The organism is Flintibacter sp. HCN-6482 (genome assembly GCF_037892565.1).
In the GTDB taxonomy this organism is placed as follows: domain Bacteria; phylum Bacillota; class Clostridia; order Oscillospirales; family Oscillospiraceae; genus Lawsonibacter; species Lawsonibacter aceti.
This window is the reverse complement of the sequence record NZ_JBBKBK010000003.1, coordinates 82,981-102,133: the sequence shown is the minus strand read 5'-3', so window position 1 is coordinate 102,133 and position 19,153 is coordinate 82,981. Positions and strand designations below refer to the sequence as shown.

The following is a 19,153-nucleotide window of genomic DNA, read 5'->3' as shown; positions in this document are numbered from 1 at the left end:
AAAAAGTATATCATCAAGCGCCGTTTTGGCAGCTTTCCAGAAAGGCGATGACCTCCTGTTGAAATTCCTGGTTGCCATCGGGGAGATAAGTCCTGGATTTGCCAGGGAAAGCCAGGGGGTTGACTAAGATTAGGTTGCCGGGGAGGATGAGTTCCATGTGGCGGCCGCCGGAGTGGAAAAAGACCCGCGCATGAGGGTCCAGAGTGATTTGAACGGTGTCCTCCGGGATCCCGATATTTTTTCCGGGGACTTGATAAGTCGTACTGGAGAGCAGGTCCAGCAGTTCATGGAACTGCCCGGTGGTCAAATCAAAGCAGAGCGCGTTTTCCCGGTCGGAATAGTCCATCTGTACGTCGCAGGCCTCAATGTCCTCTGGGGAGAGAGGAAGGATATCAGCCAGAGTCTGGGGCCGATAGTACCAGCTGTGCCATCCAAAGAAAAGGGCGGCCAGAACGGCCAGCACAGCCCCGGCGATGAGAAATTGCTTCAACTGGTTTTTCATCATGGCAGCACTCCTCTCTGTGATTCGTGATGGATAGGGGAACGGCTGCGTTCTATGGGGTTTGGCCGGCGCTGATCTTCTCCAGCTGTTCCCCCAGCGAGTGGGGCGGAAGGGGAAGAAAGCGGTTCCACCTCCCTGGCGCTGAGGCCGGCAGCCAGAGAAAGGTGCCGTCCCAGTAGGCCATGCACTCCGGGGTACAGCCGGAAAGATAGTAAATTGCAATCCCGCCGTCCGGGGCCCCGGGCAGGGAGGGGAAGGGGAGATAGTCCTGCCCCCGGAGAGCGGTTAGAAGTTCCCGATAGTTCTGTCCCTCATCAAAGGTGACAGGGGTATCGCTGAAGCCGGGGAAAGTACCCTGGCGAACCACAGTGAAAGAATCTGTCGGTATTGCGGGCGGCTCTATATCATAGCCCTGAAAAGCATTGTCAAAGGTAGTCTGCCCCATCAGACAATATAGCGTTCCGGCAGCCATGACAAGTACCAGGATGACCAAAGAAAAAAGGCTTTTTTCTTCATCTTTTTTATTCCTTCAGAAAGTAGGTAGACTGCAATTCCGCCATCCAGGGCCCCGGGCAGGGAGGGGCTGCTTAGAGTCGGGTGCGTTACTCCATACACGACTGCAAAAAGGCCGAAAGTGCCTGGTATTGGGCCAGACTGTCCCCTTCCGGGCGGTAGGCAACGGAATCGCCCCGATAGGTAAGGGGGTTGACCAGCAGGAGTTCTCCGTTCAGCATCAGCTCCGAGTGACTGGAGCCGGAGGTGTGGAGATAGATCCGGATCAGAGAGTTTGTTTCCGTGGAGAGCCCGCTGGCGGAGCCCTCCCGCCGGTAGGCGGATTGCGAGAGCTGCTCCAGAAGATCCTGGGTCTGTGCCTGGGTGAGCTGGGTGTGGAGAGATTTCTCCTGAGCCGGGTCGTCCAGATAGAAACATTCGAGGGTAGCGTAGCACGCAGTGACTTCCTGGAGAGAAAACGGAAGGAGGGAGGAAAACTCTCTGGATCGATCCAGCCACCGAAACCCTAAAAATAACGCCAGGAGAAGACTGCCTGCCAGGAATAAGGTGTGAGAACGCTTTTTGACAGCTTTCATGGTGACCTCCCTTTTGTGGCGGAGAGGAAGATCTGATCAGTGGACGGCTTATCTCTCCCAGTCCCGGATGGGTGTGCCCCGATTCAGCTGTTCCAACCCACTTTGGATATGGGCCACGGCCTCAACGGAGGGCAGCTTCACCTGCTCGCCGGTACGCAGATCCTTGACAGCGGCCACGCCGGCGCGGATCTCGTCCTCTCCCAGAAAGACGACATAGGGGATAGCCAGCTTATCGGCATAGGAGATCTTCTGCTTGAATTTTTTCTGTTCCCCGTGGATTTGGGTACGGATACCGGCATCCCGCAGGGTGGTAGCCAAAGAGATGGCGGGGGAGAGGTCCTCGGTCATGGGCAGGATGAGCACGTCGGCGGGGGCGGTGTTCAGATCCTGATTCAGATAGCCCTGATCCTCCAGAACGAAGAACAGGCGGGTCAGGCCGATGGAAATTCCCACTCCGGGGAGTTGTTTATCGGTATAATATTCCGCTAAGTTATCATATCGGCCGCCGGAACAGATGGAACCGATTTCCGGATGGTCCAGCATGGTGGTCTCGTAGACGGTTCCGGTGTAGTAATCCAGCCCACGGGCGATGGTCAGGTCCACGGCAAAGTGGCTCTCCGGCACGCCAAAGGCGGCCAAGTACTTTGTGACGGTCCGCAGTTCGTCCAGTCCAGTGTCAAAGAGCGCGTGACGGCCCCGATAGCCCTCCAGAGCGGCAAGAACTTCTCCGTTACAGCCCTTGATGGCGATGAATTTCAGGATCTCATCGGCCTGGTCTTGGGTGAGGCCGATGTCCTGCCCGGTGAGGAGGGCGGCTACCTTCTCCCCGCCGATCTTGTCCAGCTTGTCCACGGTGCGCATGATGTCTCCGGACTTGTCCGTCAGCCCCAGTATGGCGTAAAAGCCGTTTAGGATCTTCCGGTTATTCACCCGGATCTGGAAGCGCCGCAGGCCCATTTTGGAAAAGGCCTGATAGATGATGGCGGGGATCTCCGCCTCGTTGGAGATGTCCAGTTTGCCATCGCCAATAACGTCGATGTCCGCCTGATAGAACTCCCGGAATCGGCCCCGCTGGGCCCGCTCTCCCCGATAGACCTTGCCAATCTGGAAGCGGCGGAAGGGAAAGGTGAGCTGGCCATAGTTTTGGGCTACATACTTGGCCAGGGGAACGGTCAGGTCAAAGCGGAGGGACAGATCCGTGTCCCCCTTCATAAAGCGGTAGATCTGTTTTTCTGTCTCTCCTCCTCCCTTGGCCAGCAGTACCTCGCTAGACTCGATGAGCGGGGTATCCAAGGGGGTGAAGCCATAGAGAGAGTAAGTTTCGCGCAGAATGGCCGCCATCCGCTCAAACTGGGCTTGCTGCGGAGGCAGCAGCTCCATAAAGCCGGACAGGGTGCGGGGCTGTACTTTGCTCATGGTATCAAGATCCTTTCTTTGGTGGAAATGAAGTAATGGGATTGGCTGGTTAGAATAAAAAACACGCTCTCCTCCCATGATTGGGACGAGAGCGCGGAACGCTTCGTGGTGCCACCCAATTTCAGACGCCTCCGGCGTCCCTCTGACCTTCTGTTGCGGGAAGGGGACCGCACCCGTCTCCGGGCCCGCTGGTGGCACTGTCTTCTCCGGAGCCGGACCCTAGGGCCCTCTCAACCAAGGGGCCCCTCTCTGTTGGGCGACATACCGAATACTAATGAGCCGTCATCACGGTGATTTATCGATCTTACCCCAGCGGGGAAGAAAAGTCAAGCCTTATAGGGCAAAGGGGACCCGATTGGGATTCATGCCCTCCCGCCAGTCCAGGTCGCCCCGGGCCAGCCCGTGAATGAGCAGCTCGGCGGTGGCCACGTTGGTGGCCATGGGCACGGAGTGCTGGTCACACAGCCGGGAGATGTAGAGGACGCTCTGATCCATCTCGTTATCCAGAGGCGAGTTGAAGAACAGCACCAGGTCAATCTCATTATAAATGATGCGCTGGCCGATCTGCTCGATCCCACCATGCTCATGGGATAAAAACAGGTTGACGGGCAGGCCGGTGGCCTCCATAACCATGCGGCCGGTGGCGTTGGTGGCGCATACCGTATGCTTGGACAGGATGCCGCAGTAGGCGGTGCAGAACTGGACCATCAGATCCTGCTTTTTGGTATGGCTCATGATCGCGATATTCATAAGGCGTTACCTCCTTCTCCGGCGGAGACTTTGCCGCCAGTCTTTGTGGGGCCAACGTAAAATACCGATCTATTTTTCCGTAGGCCGCCCTGTGGAAACGGACCCCTGTAGGCGGGGTATTTCCATTATACTTCCTATTTTTTCTGGCAAGGGGCGCGTCTTGGCCAGGGGGGTTACCGGATGCGCATGATGGGAACCTGATTGCCGTCCAGACGGAGGGCAATGTTCCAGCAGGCCAGGGCGGCGCCTCGTCGCCCCTGGGCGGTCAAGGGCTGGCCCAGGTTGGCGGCCAGCATGACCTGATCGTCCTCCGGCACCACCCCAATCAGAGGCAGGCCGGCGGTGTTCATGGCATCGTCGATAGTGGCCCGCAGCTTCCGGAGGAGCTTGGGCTGGATACGATTCATGATCAGGTGGACCTGGCGGATACTCTCCAGCTCGCAGACTGTACGCTGGGCGTCCCGCAAAGAGGAGGCATCATTGGTAGCGATGACCAGAGCTCGGTCGGCTCCGCAGATGGCCAGCCGAAAGCCGGCCCCCAGTCCAGCGGGGGAGTCAATGAGGATGTAGTCATATTGCCCCCGGGCGGTATCCAGCATGGCCCGGACCTTGTCGATGGTCAGACTGGGGGACAGGGACATAGGGGCAGTGAGTAGGGACAGCCCCTTCACATCGGGGTGGTCCACAGCCCCTCTCGCCAGGGGACAGCGGCCCAGCGCCACGTCAGAAAAGTCCATCAGGGCCCGGTCACTGAGACCAAGGGTGATGTCCAGATTACGCAGGCCGATGTCCATGTCGATACATAGTACCGTGTGGCCCATCAGAGCAAGGGAGGCGGCTACGCCGCCGGTGATGGAGGTCTTTCCAGTCCCTCCCTTCCCGGAGGTGACGGCAATGACAGTTCCCATAAAAACCTCCTAACTCACCAAATCAAGTGTACCCACAATTTGGGATTTCGTCAACTATTTCACAAAAAATTTTCGTCTAAAACCTGTTTTTTTTAGGCCTTTTCGTCAGAGCGGCTCTTTCTGAATTTTTGCCCAGCGCCGGGGATAGCCCTTGAGCGTTGGAGCAACCTTTTCAATGGCCACAACCCGGTGGGTGATCTCTGTGCCGGGAATTTGATAGTCCGCCTGGTCCCGGACCCGGCCACCCAGCAGCTTGATAGCATGGGCGGCGCCCTCCACTTCAGGGCCGCAGTCCACCGATTTCATGGCCAGGAACACGCCGCCCACTTTCACAAAGGGGAGGCACAGCTCGGCCAGCAGCCGCAGGTCGGCCACCGCCCGGGCGGTAACAAAGTCAAAGGAGTCCCGAAAGCCTTTAACCAGGGCCTGCTCCTCGCTTCGGGCGTGGATGGCCGTGACACCGGACAGACCAAGCTGCTCCGACACCTCACGGAGCCAGCGGACCCGCTTGCTCAGGGAGTCCAGTAAAGTAACCTCCAGGGTGGGGCAGAGGATCTTTAAGGGGAGACCGGGAAATCCGGCTCCGGTACCTACGTCAAGAAGCGTTTTCCCCTCTAGGTGGACGTAGTTGAGCAGGGCTGCGCAGTCCAGCATATGCAGCCGGGCCACCTGGTCGGGCTGGGTAATGGCGGTCAGGTTCATGACCTGGTTTTTTTCCACCAGCGCCCGGCCGTAGGCCTCCAGCAGCTCCGGTGCCTCCGGTGGGACTCGTTGGGACAGGCCCAGCTCCTCCAGGCCGGCGGCGATGATATCACGCATGGTTGCTTCCTCCAGAATCAGGGATCAGAAAACTGACGCAATGATGCCGAACCCGCTGAAGTTTGACAGCAGGCCCACAATGCCGATGGGCAGAGTGGCCAGGGCAGCCAGCCAGCACAAAATAGCCAGCAGGATGGCGAGCCATTTGCGTGGCCGACCAGTGGACCGCCAGCTCACCAGAGCCAGCGCCCCCAAGCCGATGAGGCCGGGAACGGTGAGCAAGGGGGCCAGATTACCCAAAGTAGTGCCGGTGTAAAAGTAGTAGGTGGTCAGGGCTAAGAGGATGAGCACATAGGCCAGGGCGATCCAGGCCATGGTCCTTTTCAGGGGAGAAGCGGGGGTATATCCCCGGTCCTCCCCTTTATGCTCCTCCGGGAGCTTTTCCTCGGACATTTTAGGATCTCTCCTTTAATAAGTCACGGATCTCGGTGAGCAGCTTCTCCTCGGCGCTGGGCTCCGGGGGAGCGGGCTCCTCGACGGGGACCTCCTCCGGCTTCTTATGGAGCCGGTTGATGGCCTTGATGACACAGAAGATGGCGAACGCGATGATGATAAAGTCCAGGATCACCGAGATCAGGTTGCCGTAGTTGATGGCCAACTCGGGGGTGACGACAGTGCCTTGGGTATCGATCACCGCCTCGTTGAGGACCAGCTTCCAGTCAGAGAAGTCTATGCCGCCGGTAATCATGGAGATTAGGGGCATGATGATGTCATTGACCAGGGAAGTGGAGATCTTGCCAAAGGCGCCGCCGATGACCACGCCGACGGCCATGTCCATTACATTGCCCCGCATAGCGAAGGCCTTGAATTCTTCCAAAAATTTTTTCATGCCTGCTTTCCTCCTATCTGCTGAATGGGCCTACCGGAAAGGGGAGAACCTGGAAACCGTTGGGCCGCAACGGTTTGAAGCCTGCGACCCGTCTGGAGCCATTTTCGGCGGTCCAAATGACTTGGGGTAGGGTAAGACGTGCTGTAAATCGCTCCAGAACGGTCAATACAAATTGTAATATATAATAAAAATATTGCAAAATAGAATATCCCAATCGCTAAATTACTTTTCAGGCACCATGACTTCCAGACCACCCATGTAAGGACGAAGGACCTGGGGGATGACCACGGAGCCATCGGCCTGGAGGTTGTTTTCCAGGAAGGCGATGAGCATACGGGGCGGAGCTACCACTGTGTTGTTCAGTGTGTGGGGCAGATAGGTGCCCTTTTCCCCCTTGACCCGCATCTTCAGGCGGCGGGCCTGGGCGTCACCCAGATTGGAGCAGGAGCACACCTCAAAATATTTTTGCTGGCGGGGAGACCAGGCCTCAATGTCACAGGACTTGACTTTCAGGTCGGCCAGGTCGCCGGAGCAGCACTCCAGCTGTCGCACGGGGATGTCCAGGGAGCGGAAAAGCTCTACGGAGTAGCGCCACATCTTTTCGTACCAGTCCATGGAGTCTTCAGGCCGGCAGACCACGATCATCTCCTGCTTCTCAAACTGGTGGATGCGGTAGACACCCCGCTCCTCGATGCCATGAGCGCCCTTCTCCTTGCGGAAGCAGGGGGAGTAGGAGGTGAGCGTCTGGGGCAGGGATTCCTCAGGAATGATTTGGTCAATAAATTTGCCGATCATGGAGTGCTCGCTGGTGCCGATGAGGTACAGGTCCTCCCCCTCGATCTTGTACATCATGGCCTCCATATCAGTCTGAGACATGACGCCCTCCACCACGTTGCCATGGATCATAAAGGGAGGGATACAGAAGGTGAAGCCCTTGTTGATCATAAAGTCTCGGGCATAGGCCAGCACTGCCTCATGCAGCCGGGCGATGTCTCCCAGCAGATAGTAGAAGCCGTTGCCCGATACCCGGCCGGCGGCGTCCATGTCGATGCCGCGGAAGGACTCCATAATTTCAGTGTGGTAGGGGATAGGGAAGTCCGGTACCTTGGGTTCCCCAAACCGCTCTACCTCTACGTTGGCGGAATCGTCGGGGCCAATGGGGACGGAGGGATCGATGATGTTGGGGATTTGAAGCATGATCTTGCGGATCTGGGCGGCCAGCTCGGTTTCCTTGGCCTCCAGCTCCGCCAGACGGTCGGCGTTGGCCTTGACCTGGGCCTTGACCGCCTCCGCCTCCTCCAGCTTGGAGGGATCTTTTTTTGCCTGACCCATGAGCATACCCACTTGTTTGGACAGGGCGTTGCGGCTGGCGCGGAGCTCATTGGCCTCGCTAACGGCGGCCCGGTTCTCCTCGTCCAGGGCAATGACCTGATCAACCAAGGGCAGCTTGGCCTCCTGGAATTTCTTTTTGATATTTTCTTTGACGGCATCGGGGTTCTCGCGGACAAATCGAATATCTAACATTTTATACGTTCTCCTTTATTTAAGTGTAATGTTTCACGTGAAACGTTCCAGGGGGAAAGTCAGTTTGATAAGGAGTGACTTGGCGGGCTTTCCTGATCCAACGCCCATGTCTCTAAGTCACAAAACAGATTTCCCTGGCGCTCGGCCTCAGCTTGAGGGTAGAGCAAGTGCCCTAATAAAGAGCCTCGTAAATCTCCAGATAGCGGTCATAGGGAGAAAAACGGCCATTGTCAGTGGTGCTCTCCTTAGGGAGATAGTCTTTCAGCGGTGTCTGCCCATTTTCTGTGGCTTCCATCTCCTGAATTAACTCACGACAAAGGGAATAACGCCCCCGAACATAGGCCTCGTCAATCTGCCAGAAGTGGTCTAGGGCGCGGCAGGTTTCAGAGAGCACATGTTCCTGGTGGCTGATAACATCAGGCAGCACATCTAACTGGTCATTGGCATCCGCCAACTGTTCCTCCAGGTCCGCTACCTGCTCCTTCAACTTCGCATTCTCCTCGTACAGGGCATCCAACCGCTGAACGGCGGATGCGGACTGCTGAAGGCTGTCGATTTGCTCCTGGTTTTGCTCCAGATAACTCTGATATTGCCGCCGCTCCATCATGAAAGAGTACAGCAACAGCAAGAAGGCGGCGGCAAAGAGGATAGCTATATATTGGAATACCGACCGCTGGCGGCGCTGCCGCTGTCCCTTGGTCATGGGTTTGTCCCCACGTTTGGCGGGAGAGGGGGGGAGATCCTGTGAATCAGGCTGGGGGGCCTGTCCTACCTGCTGATCTTTTTCCTCATCCATTCCCACCACCTCCTTCCCGGTGGAGGCTCTGAAGCAGGGTCAAGAGAGCTTCCAGGTCCTGGTCATCATAGTACTCCAGCTCGATCCGGCCCTTTTTTCCTTTGTGGGCGATCTTCACCTTCCGGCCCAGCCGGCCGGATAGGTCCTTTTCCAGATCTCCCAGGTAGAGGGAGAGGTCGGGGCCGACGGCCTTCGGCTTTTCATTACGCTCCTTTTGAAGAGCCTTGACCAGCGCTTCGGTCTGGCGCACAGAGAGCTGACCCTCCGCTACCCGCTGGGCCGCCTCCTTCTGAATGGCGGCGGTGGGGGCGCCTAGAATGGCTCGGGCGTGCCCGGCGGAAAGAATGCCCTCCTCCAGAAGCGCCAGCACCTCATCCGGCAGAGCCAGCAGGCGCAGAGTGTTGGCGATGGCGGGTCGGGACTTGCCCATCTGTTGAGCTACCTGCTCCTGGGTCAGACCATATTCATCCATCAGGACCTGATAGCCTCGAGCCTCCTCGGCCGGATTCAGGTCCTCCCGTTGGAGGTTTTCAATCAGGCCCAGCTCCATGACCTTCCGGTCATCCGCCTCAATAATGACGGCGGGCACCTCGGCCAGCCCGGCGGCCTTGGCCGCCCGCCACCGGCGTTCACCGGCGATAATCTGATAGTAGCCGGAGGACAGCCGCCGAACCGTAAGGGGTTGAATAATGCCGTGGACTCGGATAGATTCAGTGAGATCGGCCAATGCCGCCTCGTCAAATCGCTTTCTAGGCTGGTTCAGTCCCGGCTCCACCTGGGAAATGGGCAGGGATACAGAGCCCTCGCCTTGGGGCTGGAGGTCCGGGTCGCCCAACAGGGCGTTAAGACCACGGCCCAGCCCCAGTTCTTTGGTTCGTTTTGCCATAATAAACTCCTTTTCCAGAGTAAAACATCGGGTGCGGAGAGGAACGATATTGATTCATAAGAGCCGGACGACCACACAGCAGAACCTCGAAAGCTCCGCTTTCCGTACTCTTTTATAAGGTTAGCGCTTGGATGCGATCTCATCCGCCAACAGGCGGTAGGCCTCCGCGCCACGAGAATAGGGATCATAGGCGGAGATAGGTCTGCCGTGGCTGGGTGCCTCGGAGAGGCGGACGTTCCGAGGGATAACGGTGGCGTATACCTGGCCAGGGAAGTGGCGCTTGACCTCCTCCGCTACCTGAAGGGAGAGGTTGGTACGGCTGTCGAACATGGTGAGCAGAACCCCCTCCAGAGAGAGGGCGGGATTCAATCCCCGCTTGACTAACCGCACTGTGGCCAAGAGGTCGCTAAGCCCCTCCAGGGCATAGTATTCGCATTGGACCGGGACCAACAGGGAGCCGGCGGCACACAGGGCGTTGACAGTAAGCAGCTCTAGAGAAGGGGGACAGTCGATAAATATATAGTCATAGTCCCCGGACAGGGCGTCCAGGGCGGTTTTCAACAGTCTCTCCCGGTTGTCGATGGCGATCATCTCAATGCCCGCTCCGGCCAGCGCCTTGTTAGAGGGGAGAACATCGCCATATCTGGTCCGGACCACTGCTTTGGCCGGCTCGGCCCCATTGATCAGCACATCGTAGATATTGGGAGAAGCGGTATTCTTATCTACACCCATGCCGGAGGTAGAGTTGGCCTGGGGATCGAAGTCGCATAGCAGCACCCGCTTGCCCAGGTCATGGAGGGCGGCGGACAAGTTGACAGCGGTGGTCGTCTTGCCTACTCCACCCTTTTGATTGACGACAGCGATGATCTTGGCCATGAGCGCCTCCTTAGCAGCGATGAAAATGCCCCCGAAGGGGCGGTACAGCATCTTATTATATCAATCGGGCACCGGGATTTCAACTGCTTTTCCGCTTTTTCTCTGTCCTTTCCCACAAAAAATGAGTGCCTAATGTTTCACGTGAAACATCAGGGCCATCTGGGCGCAAAAACCCCGTGGGCTCAGGATCAAAAGCCCACGGGGCAAAAAGGGGGGAGGGCGTCATGTGGCCCTTCGGGGAATGTGAATGGTAAGTAAAATCTCCTCGTCGGTGTCCTCTCTGCGGCAACAGGCGTTGACGCCGGCAGAGCGCATCAGATCCAGACTACGGCTGATGGTATTTAAAAACAGCCGGACATCCTTGACAATAAACGTGGGTTTCTTTTTAGGGCCGGAGGAGGGAGAGGAGAGCATGGCCTCCACCATACTCTCTGTCTGGGCCACGGTCAGGGAACGCTCGGTCACCTGCTGCGCCGCTTCCCGCTGCTGGGCCGGGTCCTCCAGACGGAGCAGGGCGCGAGCGTGACGCTCGGTGCATCCACCTTCCCGCAGGATTGTGAGGACCGCCGGGTCCAGCTTCAGCAGCCGGAGCTTATTGGCCACAGCGGACTGGCTCTTACCCAAACGCCGGGCGGCTTCATCCTGGGAGATGTGATAGGTGTCAATGAGTTTACGCAGGGCGAGAGCCTCCTCCCAAAAATCCAGGTCACGCCGCTGGAGATTCTCCACCAGGGCCAGCAGGGAGGAGGACTGACCGTCTGTCTGGATGGATAGGCAGGGCACTTCCCGCAGACCGGCTAGCTTGGCCGCACGCAGCCTCCGCTCGCCAGCCACCAGCTCCCAGCCGCCCTCCCGGCGGCGCACAGTAAGTGGCTGTAAAATACCCATAGACTGGATGGAGTCAGCCAGTTCCTCTAGTTCGCGTTGGGAAAACAACGTGCGGGGCTGGTCAGGATTGGGAAGGATTGAGTCCACAGGGAGGAATAGGACACGCCCGCTGTCGAATATACCTTTTTTGGGCAGCAGCCGCATGATAGGTACCGCCTTTCTGTCAAGTTCTCACACCCATATTCTACCAAAATATGGTAAATAATAGGTCGAAAACACAGAGGGGCAGAAAAAAATCCGTAAAAATTTCAGAGGGAGGGTCAAAGGCTGACTGAATAGATAAAAAATGAATGATTGATATGGGAAACTTGCACAATTATAAAAGGAGAGGAAGAGAATACCTTGTAAATTCAAAGCGAGGTGTATATAATGAAAGCAGAACAAAAAGTGCTGTAAAAAGCGGGGATGAGGGAAATAAGAGGAAGGAGAGAGGGAGAGGGCCGGGTCCAATGCCGTTGTATGTATGATTACGGCCGTTTTATTTCTGGAAAATCCTTGCGAAAGTATAAGGGAAGATAGGGAAGGAGAAGGAGAATTATGAAAACAAAAAAACTGCCTCTTGCCTTTTGGATCTTTGTCGGCTTAGTGGCTGGTATTGCCGCGGGCCTGATACTGATGGCGGTCCCTGACGGAGGGCAGATCGCCATTGGCTATATCAAGCCCTGGGGCGACATCTTTTTGAACCTGCTGAAATTTATTGTAGTGCCTATCGTCCTGTTTTCTATCGCTGCCGGAGTCATCTCGATGCAGGACATCAGCCGCGTGGGTTCGGTAGGTGGCAAGACAGTGGTATATTATATGTGTACCACAGCCTTTGCGGTGGTGCTGGCCCTAACGCTGGCCAGCGTGGCGAAGGGGGCCGGCCTCTTTACGACCTTGGAGACCAGCGGCCTGAGCTATGAACCCCCAGCGGGAAAAAGCATTATGTCGGTCATTGTGGATATTTTCCCCGCCAACCCAATCACGCCGCTGGCCAATGCCTCTATGCTTCAGGTCATCGTCATTTCTTTGCTGTTGGGCTTCGGTATCCTGCTGGCCGGAGAGAAGGGGCTGGTGGCCGCCCAGATTGTGGACAGTTTCAATGAGGTGTCCATGAAGATTATGGACCTGATTATCAAGTTGTCTCCCATTGGTGTCGCCTGCCTGATCTGTCCGGTCATCGTGGAAAACGGCCCGGAGATCCTAGCATCCCTAGTGGCGGTGCTGCTGGTGGCCTATGTGGGGTATATCCTCCATGCCGTCCTGGTCTATTCCCTAACCGTGGGCACCTTGGGCGGAGTGTCCCCTCTCAAATTCTTTGCTTACATGGCCCCGGCTATGATGATGGCCTTTTCCTCCGCGTCTTCAGTAGGGACGCTGCCCTTTACGCTGGAGTGTTCCGAGCGGCTGGGTGCCCGGCGTGAGGTGGCCTCCTTTGTCCTGCCCCTGGGGGCCACCATCAATATGGACGGTACCGCCATCTACCAGGGCGTCTGTGCCATCTTTATCGCCACGGCCTTCGGCATTGATTTGAGCCTGGGACAAATGGTCACCATAGTGCTCACCGCTACCCTCGCCTCTATCGGTACCGCCGGCGTACCAGGGGCGGGCATGGTCATGCTGGCCATGGTTCTTCAGAGCGTCAATATCCCCATCGAAGGTATCGCTCTGGTGGCCGGGATCGACCGGATCTTCGATATGGGCCGTACTACAGTGAACATCACTGGCGATGCCGCTTGTGCGGTCATCGTGTCCAAGATGGAGGACCGTAAGACTGCCAAGACGCAGGGCGTGGTCCGCTGATTTTTTCCGCGTTGTGCCTGGAGAGGCGGTGAGGGCCGCCCGATCCACAAAGCTGGCGCGCCAATGGAACAATAAGAGGGAGCCCCTCCTTTGGGAGAGGCTCCCTCTTACTTTTTAAACAAGCCAGAAAAAATTTGATTTTTATTTAAATAATAATTATGTTATTTTATAATATAATTAAGCAACAAAAATATTTATTTAGAAAAAACTTATTTAATTATATAGACAAATTAGAAAAGAGATATATAATGAAAGCTATACTAAATATATATTTTTTAGTATTTATTGAAAAGTAAAATGGAGGATGATGTAAAATGGGTATTCCAGTTGGGATCAATGGATTCGGACGGATTGGAAGGGTTGTACTCCGAATCATCTTGGAGCGAGGGGACGACTTTGACCTGTGCGGCATCAATTTGCGTAAGGCTGACCTGGACTACATGGAGTACATGGTGAAGTATGATTCAGTGTTTCACACCTTTCAGGGGACGGTGGAGCATGATGGCCGCGACCTGATTGTAAACGGACGCAGGATCCGGGTATTCAGTCAGAGCGACGCGGGGCAGATCCCATGGAGCGAGTGCGGCGCACAGTACATCGTAGAATCCACCGGGGCCTTTAACTCCCAAGAGCTGGCCTCCCTCCATTTTCAGGGCGGGGCAAAAAAAGTGGTCATTACCGCTCCGGCCAAAGATGAAATGACGCCCACCTTTGTCATGGGCGTCAACCACTGGAATTATAGCGCGGATATGGATGTAGTATCCAACGCCTCCTGCACGACAAATTGTCTGGCGCCTCTGACTAAGGTCATCCAGGACAATTTTGGGATAGAGCAGGCCCTTATGTCCACCATCCATGCCTCTACAGCCAAGCAGAAGGCGGTAGACGCCAGAGCGGGGCGTGATTGGAGGACAGGCCGCTCTGTCATTGGCAACATCATTCCCTCCACGACCGGGGCGGCCAAGGCGGTGGGCCTGGTCATTCCGGAGCTGAAGGGCAAAATGACCGGGATGTCCTTCCGTGTCCCGACCAATGATGTATCCGTGGTGGACCTGACCGCCCGCCTGGTGACACCCACCACCTATGAGGATATATGCCATGCTGTCCATGTGGCCGCCCAGGGCCCCATGAAGGGAATCCTATCCTATACCAGAGATCAGATCGTGTCCTCCGATATCATTGGCAATCCCCACACCTCCATTTTGGACGAAACCGCGGGTATCATGCTGGATGACCGCTTTGTCAAGCTGATCGCTTGGTATGATAACGAGTGGGGGTACTCCAATAAAGTGCTGGACCTGATTTCCCATATGTACCGCGTGGACCGTTCCTAAAAGGAGAGCCGTCTGCCGGGAAACCAGCAGGCGGCTCTTTTTTGTTTTACTCGTCAGCGGTCGTTCTGGTACGCCAGGCAATCTCAGATTCCAAGTCGCTTTTCAGCTTGTTGTTCTCCGCCACCAGATCGTCGTAGTGCCGGCTTTGGACATAGTATTTGACAAACTCAAAAGTGGCCTCCTGGAATTCCTCCTCGCTATAAGAGGGGAGGAGGGAGCCGTTGACTCGCTTCAGGCCCTGGACGGAAATGAGGACCAGACGGCGGTTCTTTTCAGACAGGCGGGCCAGCTTCAGGGTGTCAGGAATCTCCAGACCCAGGCCGTAGGCCTCGTTCACCAGTTCCAGCAGCCGGCGCTGTTCCGGCTTGGCCGATACGATGACCCCGTATTTTTGGAATAGGTCCTTTAGATAATCTACCGATACCAGTTCTCTGGTAATGGTCCCTTTGCCAATGCCGGAGAACATTGTATTTGACAGGGAAAAGCTGACATAAACCTCATTTCCAGTTTTCGGATAACCCATGGACGTTTCCTCCTATACTTTAAATAAAATAGACTGGGGTGAAAGGGGCTGTGTATAGTTTTATTATAGTTCAGGTTGCATTAAATATCAAGAAGATTTTAAAAAAAATTGTGCAGGATTACCGACTGAAAAAAGATGCTGCACTTGGTTATGTCGGCTGAAACTTTGTCAGCCTGTATTTCAAGCGGTACCGTATTGCCCCGTTTTCTCCTGTGGAACGGGACAGTCGGGGCAAAAGAAGGCGTGGTTGGTGAAAAAGGACGAAAGCTGGGGAGAAACAGAGAAAAAATTGTGGAAGGCGCAAGAGAAAAAATTTAAAAAAGGGATTGCAGGGGACGAAAATTTTTTGTAGAATGAATGTATATCAAGAAGTAGCGTGGCCCGTATTTTCGGGCCACTGTCATTTTCGAGGAAAGGACGGGGACTGGAAATGGAGCTTCTCAAGCAGCGGATCCGTCAGGACGGGATCGTGAAGGGGAACGATGTGCTGAAGGTGGACAGTTTTCTGAACCATCAGATGGATATTGCCCTTTTTGAGGAGATTGGCAAAGAATTCCAGCGCCGGTTCGCCAACTGCGGCGTGAACAAGATTTTGACCATCGAGGCCTCCGGCATCGGGATCGCTTGTATCACGGCGCAGTTTTTTCACTGTCCGGTGATTTTTGCCAAAAAGACCCAGACCAAAAATATTGACGGCGAGGTCTTTGCCACCCAGGTGGAGTCTTTTACTCACGGCCGGATCTATCAGGTCATCGTGTCCAAAAAGTTTCTGGGCCCCCAGGACAAGGTGCTTATCGTTGACGACTTTTTGGCCAACGGTGCCGCCCTGGAGGGACTGATCGACATAGTGGCGCAGTCCGGGGCACAGCTGGCCGGGGCGGGGATCGTCATTGAAAAGGCGTTCCAGCCCGGTGGAGACCGGCTCCGCGCCCAGGGCGTGCGGGTGGAGTCCCTGGCCAGAGTCAAGGCTATGAGTGAGGAAAACGGTGTGGAGTTCGCGGATTAAAGCCGGAGCCATCCGGTTTTAATATATGTACCATCCGAGGAATGAAAAGAGCAACCAAAAACTAAGGAGGATAACACAACGATGAAGAAGATCCTTGCGGCGGCTATGGCAATGGCCATGGTCCTGTCCCTGGCCGCCTGCGGCAACAGCGGCGACGGCGGCAACAGTGCCACCAGCGGAAACAACCAGTCCAACACCAGCAGCAGCCAGGCTGGCGGCTCCCAGACCACCGACGTCAGCGACTTTAAGGTGGGCGCTATCTACATCAACAGCAAGAACGACACCGCCGGCTACACCTATGCCCACCACAACGGCATTACCAAGGCCATGGAGGCCCTGGGCATGGACCCCGACACCCAGCTCATCATCCAGGACGAGATCACCGAGGACTATGAGAACGTGGCCACCGCCGTGGATACCCTGGTGGGCGAGGACTGCGACATCATCTTCGGCATCTCCTTCGGCTATCTGAATGCCATGGCCGACAAGGCTGAGGAGTATCCCGATGTGATCTTCTCTCACGCCACTGGCTATATGAGCAACCCCAACAACTACAACAACTACTTTGGCCGTATCTATCAGGCGCGCTACCTGGCCGGTATTGCCGCTGGCCTGAAGAGCCTGGAGACCAACAATAACAATGTGGGCTATGTGTCCGCCTACGGCACTGAGTACGCTGAGACCTGCTCCGGCATTAACGGCTTTGCCCTGGGTGTCCAGGCCGTCAACCCCGACGCCACTGTCTATGTGAAGGAGCTGGGCAACTGGTTCGACGAGGTCAACGAGTACGCCTTTGCCGAGGAGCTGATTAACAGCTACAACTGCGGTGTCATCGCCCAGCACTGTGACTCTGCCCAGCCTCAGCTGGCCGCGGAGAAGGCCGGCGTGTTTGGCTGCGGTTACAACTCCGACATGACCAAGGACGCCCCCAACGCCCACCTGACTGCCCCTGTGTGGAACTGGGATGTCTACTACAAGCTGGCAATCGAGACTGCCATGGCCTGTGAAGGCGATGCTTCCCAGTTCGTGGAGAAGATGGGCGGCGAAGCTTGGTACGGCGGTCTGGCTGAAGGCTTTGTAGATGTGTCCCCTCTGAGTGACAACTGTGCTGCCGGCACCCAGGACGCCATTGACCAGGTCCGTGAGCTTATCGTCTCCGGCGCTTGGGACGTGTTCTCCGGCGTAAAGCTGAAGGTCACAGTCGCTGACGGTAAGGCCGCCGTGGAGCAGTATGACGACGCTCTGGTCACCAGCGACCGGGACGAGACCAAGGACGGCCAGGTGGTGGTTCCCGCCAACACCGAGATCGTGCCCGCCGGCGGCGAGTCTGTGGAGGACGGCGTCATCACCGGCACTATGAACTACTTTGTCAAGGGTGTCGTAGTGGCCTGAGCTTTTTGAACGAATATCCCCTAAGACCCGAAAAACCGGGCCGGCCACCGGCCGGCCCGGTTTTTAGAGCTTATGGCCCTTGGCCTGTGCTCCCTGGTCCGGAACCTCCGGCCCAGGGAGCACAGGCCAGCGGTATTGGATTGCCTGGATACGATATGTAATATAAGAGAGAAAGATAACAATTTGTAGTACAAAAGAGGGAGCGTGGTTCCATGGCGTCGGAATATGTCATTGAAATGAAGGGCATCACCAAGACCTTTGGCAGTGTGGTGGCCAACAAGGACGTAGATCTGACCCTGCGCCAGGGGGAGATTCTGGCCCTGCTGGGGGAAAACGGATCGGGCAAGACCACCCTGATGAATATGCTGTCTGGTATTTACCAGCCTGACCGGGGCCAGATCCTGATGGACGGGATACCTGTGGCCATTAACTCCCCGGAGGATTCTAAGCGGCTGGGCATTGGTATGGTCCATCAGCACTTCAAGCTGGTGGATGTGTTCTCCGCGGCCGATAACATCTGGATGGGCAAGGAGAGGGCCGGTATCGGGCTAAACAGGGCTCGGTACGGAGAGATCGGGGAGATGGCCAAAAAATTCGGCTTTGACATCGACCCCAGAAAAAAGGTCCGGAACATGGCGGTGTCGGAGAAGCAGACCCTGGAGATTATCAAGGTGCTCTATTACGGAGCTAAGGTCATCATTCTGGACGAGCCTACCGCGGTGCTGACAGTCCAGGAGATTGACAAGCTCTTTGCTGTGCTGCGGAAGATGAAGGAGGAGGGCCACTCCATCATCATCATCACCCACAAGCTCAACGAGGTCATGGACATTTCCGACCGGGTAGCCATCCTGCGCAAGGGGGAGTATATTACCACCGTGGACACCGCTCACACCAACGAGCAGGAGTTGACCGAGTGGATGGTAGGCCGGAAAATTGACCTGAATATTGAACGGCCTGTGGTGGAAAAAACCCGGCCCCTGCTGGAAGTCCGGGATCTGACCATCAAAAACGACGAGGGCGCCGTGGCCATCGACAAGGTGAGCTTCTACATCCGGGGAGGGGAGATTCTGGGAGTGGCAGGCATCGCCGGCTGCGGCCAGAAGGAGCTGTGTGAGGCCATCGCCGGCCTGCGGCCTATCCAGTCCGGCTTGATGATTCACAAGGGGGACAATATTGTGGGCCTGCCCCCCAAGGCTATTCTGGAGAAGGGCATCTCCATGTCCTTTATCCCCGAGGACCGGCTGGGAATGGGCCTGGCCCCCTCCATGTCCATTACGGACAATATGCTCCTGAAAAATTATGGTGAGAACAAGAGCCCCTTTGTGGATTGGAAGGCGGGCCGGGCCGCCGCTCAACAGGTGATTGAGCAGCTGGGCGTGGTCACTCCCTCAACAGAAACCCCGGTACGCCGGTTGTCGGGCGGAAATGTGCAGAAGGTGCTGCTGGGCCGGGAGATTAAGGCGGGCCCCAATGTCCTGATAACCGCCTATCCGGTCCGTGGTCTGGACATCAATTCGTCCTACGCCATCTATCACATCCTGAACCAGCAGAAACAGGATGGGGTAGGCATCCTGTTCGTGGGCGAGGATCTGGATGTGATGCTGGCCCTGTGCGACAAGATCATGGTACTGTGCCACGGTAAGGTCATGGGCGTGGTCCACGCTCACAAGACGACCAAGGAGGAGCTGGGTCTGATGATGACTGGCGCCCTGGACCTGACCAATAAGTATGAGGATAAGCCCGCCGGTATTGCCCGGGACACCAACATCACCGACCAGGAGTTGCGTGAGCTGGAGGCCCAGGAGGACGGCGGCCGGAGGAAGGAGGACTGACC

20 protein-coding genes are annotated in these 19,153 nt (G+C 56.2%); 5 read left to right on the top strand and 15 right to left on the bottom strand.

Annotation, left to right across the window (positions count from 1 at the left end; all coding sequences use genetic code 11):
- Window positions 1-13: 13 nt before the first annotated feature.
- The 14 genes from WKS99_RS10085 to WKS99_RS10020 all read right to left on the bottom strand — a co-directional run bounded on the left by WKS99_RS10085 (window position 14) and on the right by WKS99_RS10020 (window position 11,426).
- Window positions 14-505: a hypothetical protein gene (locus WKS99_RS10085; protein WP_340405889.1), complete on the bottom strand. Its 492-nt coding sequence runs from the start codon at window positions 503-505 to the stop codon at window positions 14-16.
- 49 nt (window positions 506-554) lie between these two features.
- Window positions 555-995, bottom strand: coding sequence for a hypothetical protein (locus WKS99_RS10080; RefSeq protein WP_340405888.1), 441 nt, complete (start codon window positions 993-995; stop codon window positions 555-557).
- A gap of 109 nt (window positions 996-1,104) precedes the next feature.
- Window positions 1,105-1,590, bottom strand: coding sequence for a hypothetical protein (locus tag WKS99_RS10075; protein ID WP_340405887.1), 486 nt, complete (start codon window positions 1,588-1,590; stop codon window positions 1,105-1,107).
- 48 nt (window positions 1,591-1,638) lie between these two features.
- The gene (gene hisS, locus WKS99_RS10070) at window positions 1,639-3,006 is read right to left on the bottom strand and encodes a histidine--tRNA ligase (protein ID WP_340405886.1); all 1,368 of its coding nucleotides are present in this window, start codon (window positions 3,004-3,006) and stop codon (window positions 1,639-1,641) included.
- Window positions 3,007-3,339: 333 nt separating this feature from the next.
- A complete protein-coding gene (locus WKS99_RS10065) occupies window positions 3,340-3,756 on the bottom strand; it encodes a methylglyoxal synthase (protein WP_147572547.1) in 417 nt (138 codons plus the stop codon).
- Between the two features lie 173 nt (window positions 3,757-3,929).
- The gene (locus tag WKS99_RS10060; RefSeq protein WP_147572549.1) at window positions 3,930-4,664 is read right to left on the bottom strand and encodes a nucleotide-binding protein; all 735 of its coding nucleotides are present in this window, start codon (window positions 4,662-4,664) and stop codon (window positions 3,930-3,932) included.
- A gap of 105 nt (window positions 4,665-4,769) precedes the next feature.
- Window positions 4,770-5,483 (bottom strand): 16S rRNA (guanine(527)-N(7))-methyltransferase RsmG, encoded by a 714-nt coding sequence (rsmG, locus tag WKS99_RS10055; protein ID WP_340405885.1) that lies wholly within the window; start codon window positions 5,481-5,483, stop codon window positions 4,770-4,772.
- Window positions 5,484-5,507: 24 nt separating this feature from the next.
- Entirely contained in the window at window positions 5,508-5,876 is a 369-nt protein-coding gene (locus WKS99_RS10050) for a hypothetical protein (RefSeq protein WP_186853211.1), read from the bottom strand.
- 1 nt (window position 5,877) lies between these two features.
- Window positions 5,878-6,312, bottom strand: coding sequence for a large-conductance mechanosensitive channel protein MscL (gene mscL, locus WKS99_RS10045; protein WP_262669562.1), 435 nt, complete (start codon window positions 6,310-6,312; stop codon window positions 5,878-5,880).
- Window positions 6,313-6,534: 222 nt separating this feature from the next.
- A complete protein-coding gene (serS, locus tag WKS99_RS10040; RefSeq protein ID WP_240288860.1) occupies window positions 6,535-7,836 on the bottom strand; it encodes a serine--tRNA ligase in 1,302 nt (433 codons plus the stop codon).
- 172 nt (window positions 7,837-8,008) lie between these two features.
- Window positions 8,009-8,632, bottom strand: coding sequence for a hypothetical protein (locus WKS99_RS10035; protein WP_186853208.1), 624 nt, complete (start codon window positions 8,630-8,632; stop codon window positions 8,009-8,011).
- Window positions 8,625-9,518 (bottom strand): ParB/RepB/Spo0J family partition protein, encoded by an 894-nt coding sequence (locus WKS99_RS10030; RefSeq protein WP_147572562.1) that lies wholly within the window; start codon window positions 9,516-9,518, stop codon window positions 8,625-8,627. Before WKS99_RS10030 ends, WKS99_RS10035 begins: the two co-directional genes overlap by 8 nt.
- A 120-nt stretch (window positions 9,519-9,638) precedes the next feature.
- On the bottom strand, window positions 9,639-10,394 hold the full coding sequence (locus WKS99_RS10025) for a ParA family protein (protein WP_147572564.1): 756 nt from the start codon (window positions 10,392-10,394) through the stop codon (window positions 9,639-9,641).
- A gap of 222 nt (window positions 10,395-10,616) precedes the next feature.
- Window positions 10,617-11,426 (bottom strand): ParB/RepB/Spo0J family partition protein, encoded by an 810-nt coding sequence (locus tag WKS99_RS10020; protein ID WP_340405884.1) that lies wholly within the window; start codon window positions 11,424-11,426, stop codon window positions 10,617-10,619.
- A 393-nt stretch (window positions 11,427-11,819) separates the two neighbouring features.
- Between WKS99_RS10020 and WKS99_RS10015 the strand changes: the two genes are divergently transcribed.
- Both WKS99_RS10015 and gap read left to right on the top strand, forming a co-directional pair.
- Entirely contained in the window at window positions 11,820-13,064 is a 1,245-nt protein-coding gene (locus WKS99_RS10015; RefSeq protein WP_435321447.1) for a dicarboxylate/amino acid:cation symporter, read from the top strand.
- A 314-nt stretch (window positions 13,065-13,378) separates the two neighbouring features.
- Window positions 13,379-14,398, top strand: a complete 1,020-nt coding sequence (gene gap / locus WKS99_RS10010; protein WP_340405883.1) for a type I glyceraldehyde-3-phosphate dehydrogenase — start codon at window positions 13,379-13,381, stop codon at window positions 14,396-14,398.
- Window positions 14,399-14,444: 46 nt separating this feature from the next.
- Here the strand turns inward: gap and WKS99_RS10005 are convergent, their stop codons facing one another.
- Window positions 14,445-14,921, bottom strand: a complete 477-nt coding sequence (locus WKS99_RS10005) for a hypothetical protein (protein WP_147572571.1) — start codon at window positions 14,919-14,921, stop codon at window positions 14,445-14,447.
- 430 nt (window positions 14,922-15,351) lie between these two features.
- Here WKS99_RS10005 and WKS99_RS10000 point away from each other — a divergent pair, with 430 nt between their 5' ends.
- The 3 genes from WKS99_RS10000 to WKS99_RS09990 all read left to right on the top strand — a co-directional run bounded on the left by WKS99_RS10000 (window position 15,352) and on the right by WKS99_RS09990 (window position 19,151).
- Window positions 15,352-15,927 carry a xanthine phosphoribosyltransferase gene (locus WKS99_RS10000; RefSeq protein WP_147572573.1) on the top strand — a complete coding sequence of 192 codons (576 nt, stop codon included), beginning with the start codon at window positions 15,352-15,354 and terminating at the stop codon, window positions 15,925-15,927.
- A gap of 81 nt (window positions 15,928-16,008) precedes the next feature.
- The gene (locus tag WKS99_RS09995; protein ID WP_147572574.1) at window positions 16,009-17,319 is read left to right on the top strand and encodes a BMP family ABC transporter substrate-binding protein; all 1,311 of its coding nucleotides are present in this window, start codon (window positions 16,009-16,011) and stop codon (window positions 17,317-17,319) included.
- A gap of 212 nt (window positions 17,320-17,531) precedes the next feature.
- Window positions 17,532-19,151, top strand: coding sequence for an ABC transporter ATP-binding protein (locus WKS99_RS09990; protein ID WP_340405882.1), 1,620 nt, complete (start codon window positions 17,532-17,534; stop codon window positions 19,149-19,151).
- Window positions 19,152-19,153 lie beyond the last annotated feature (2 nt).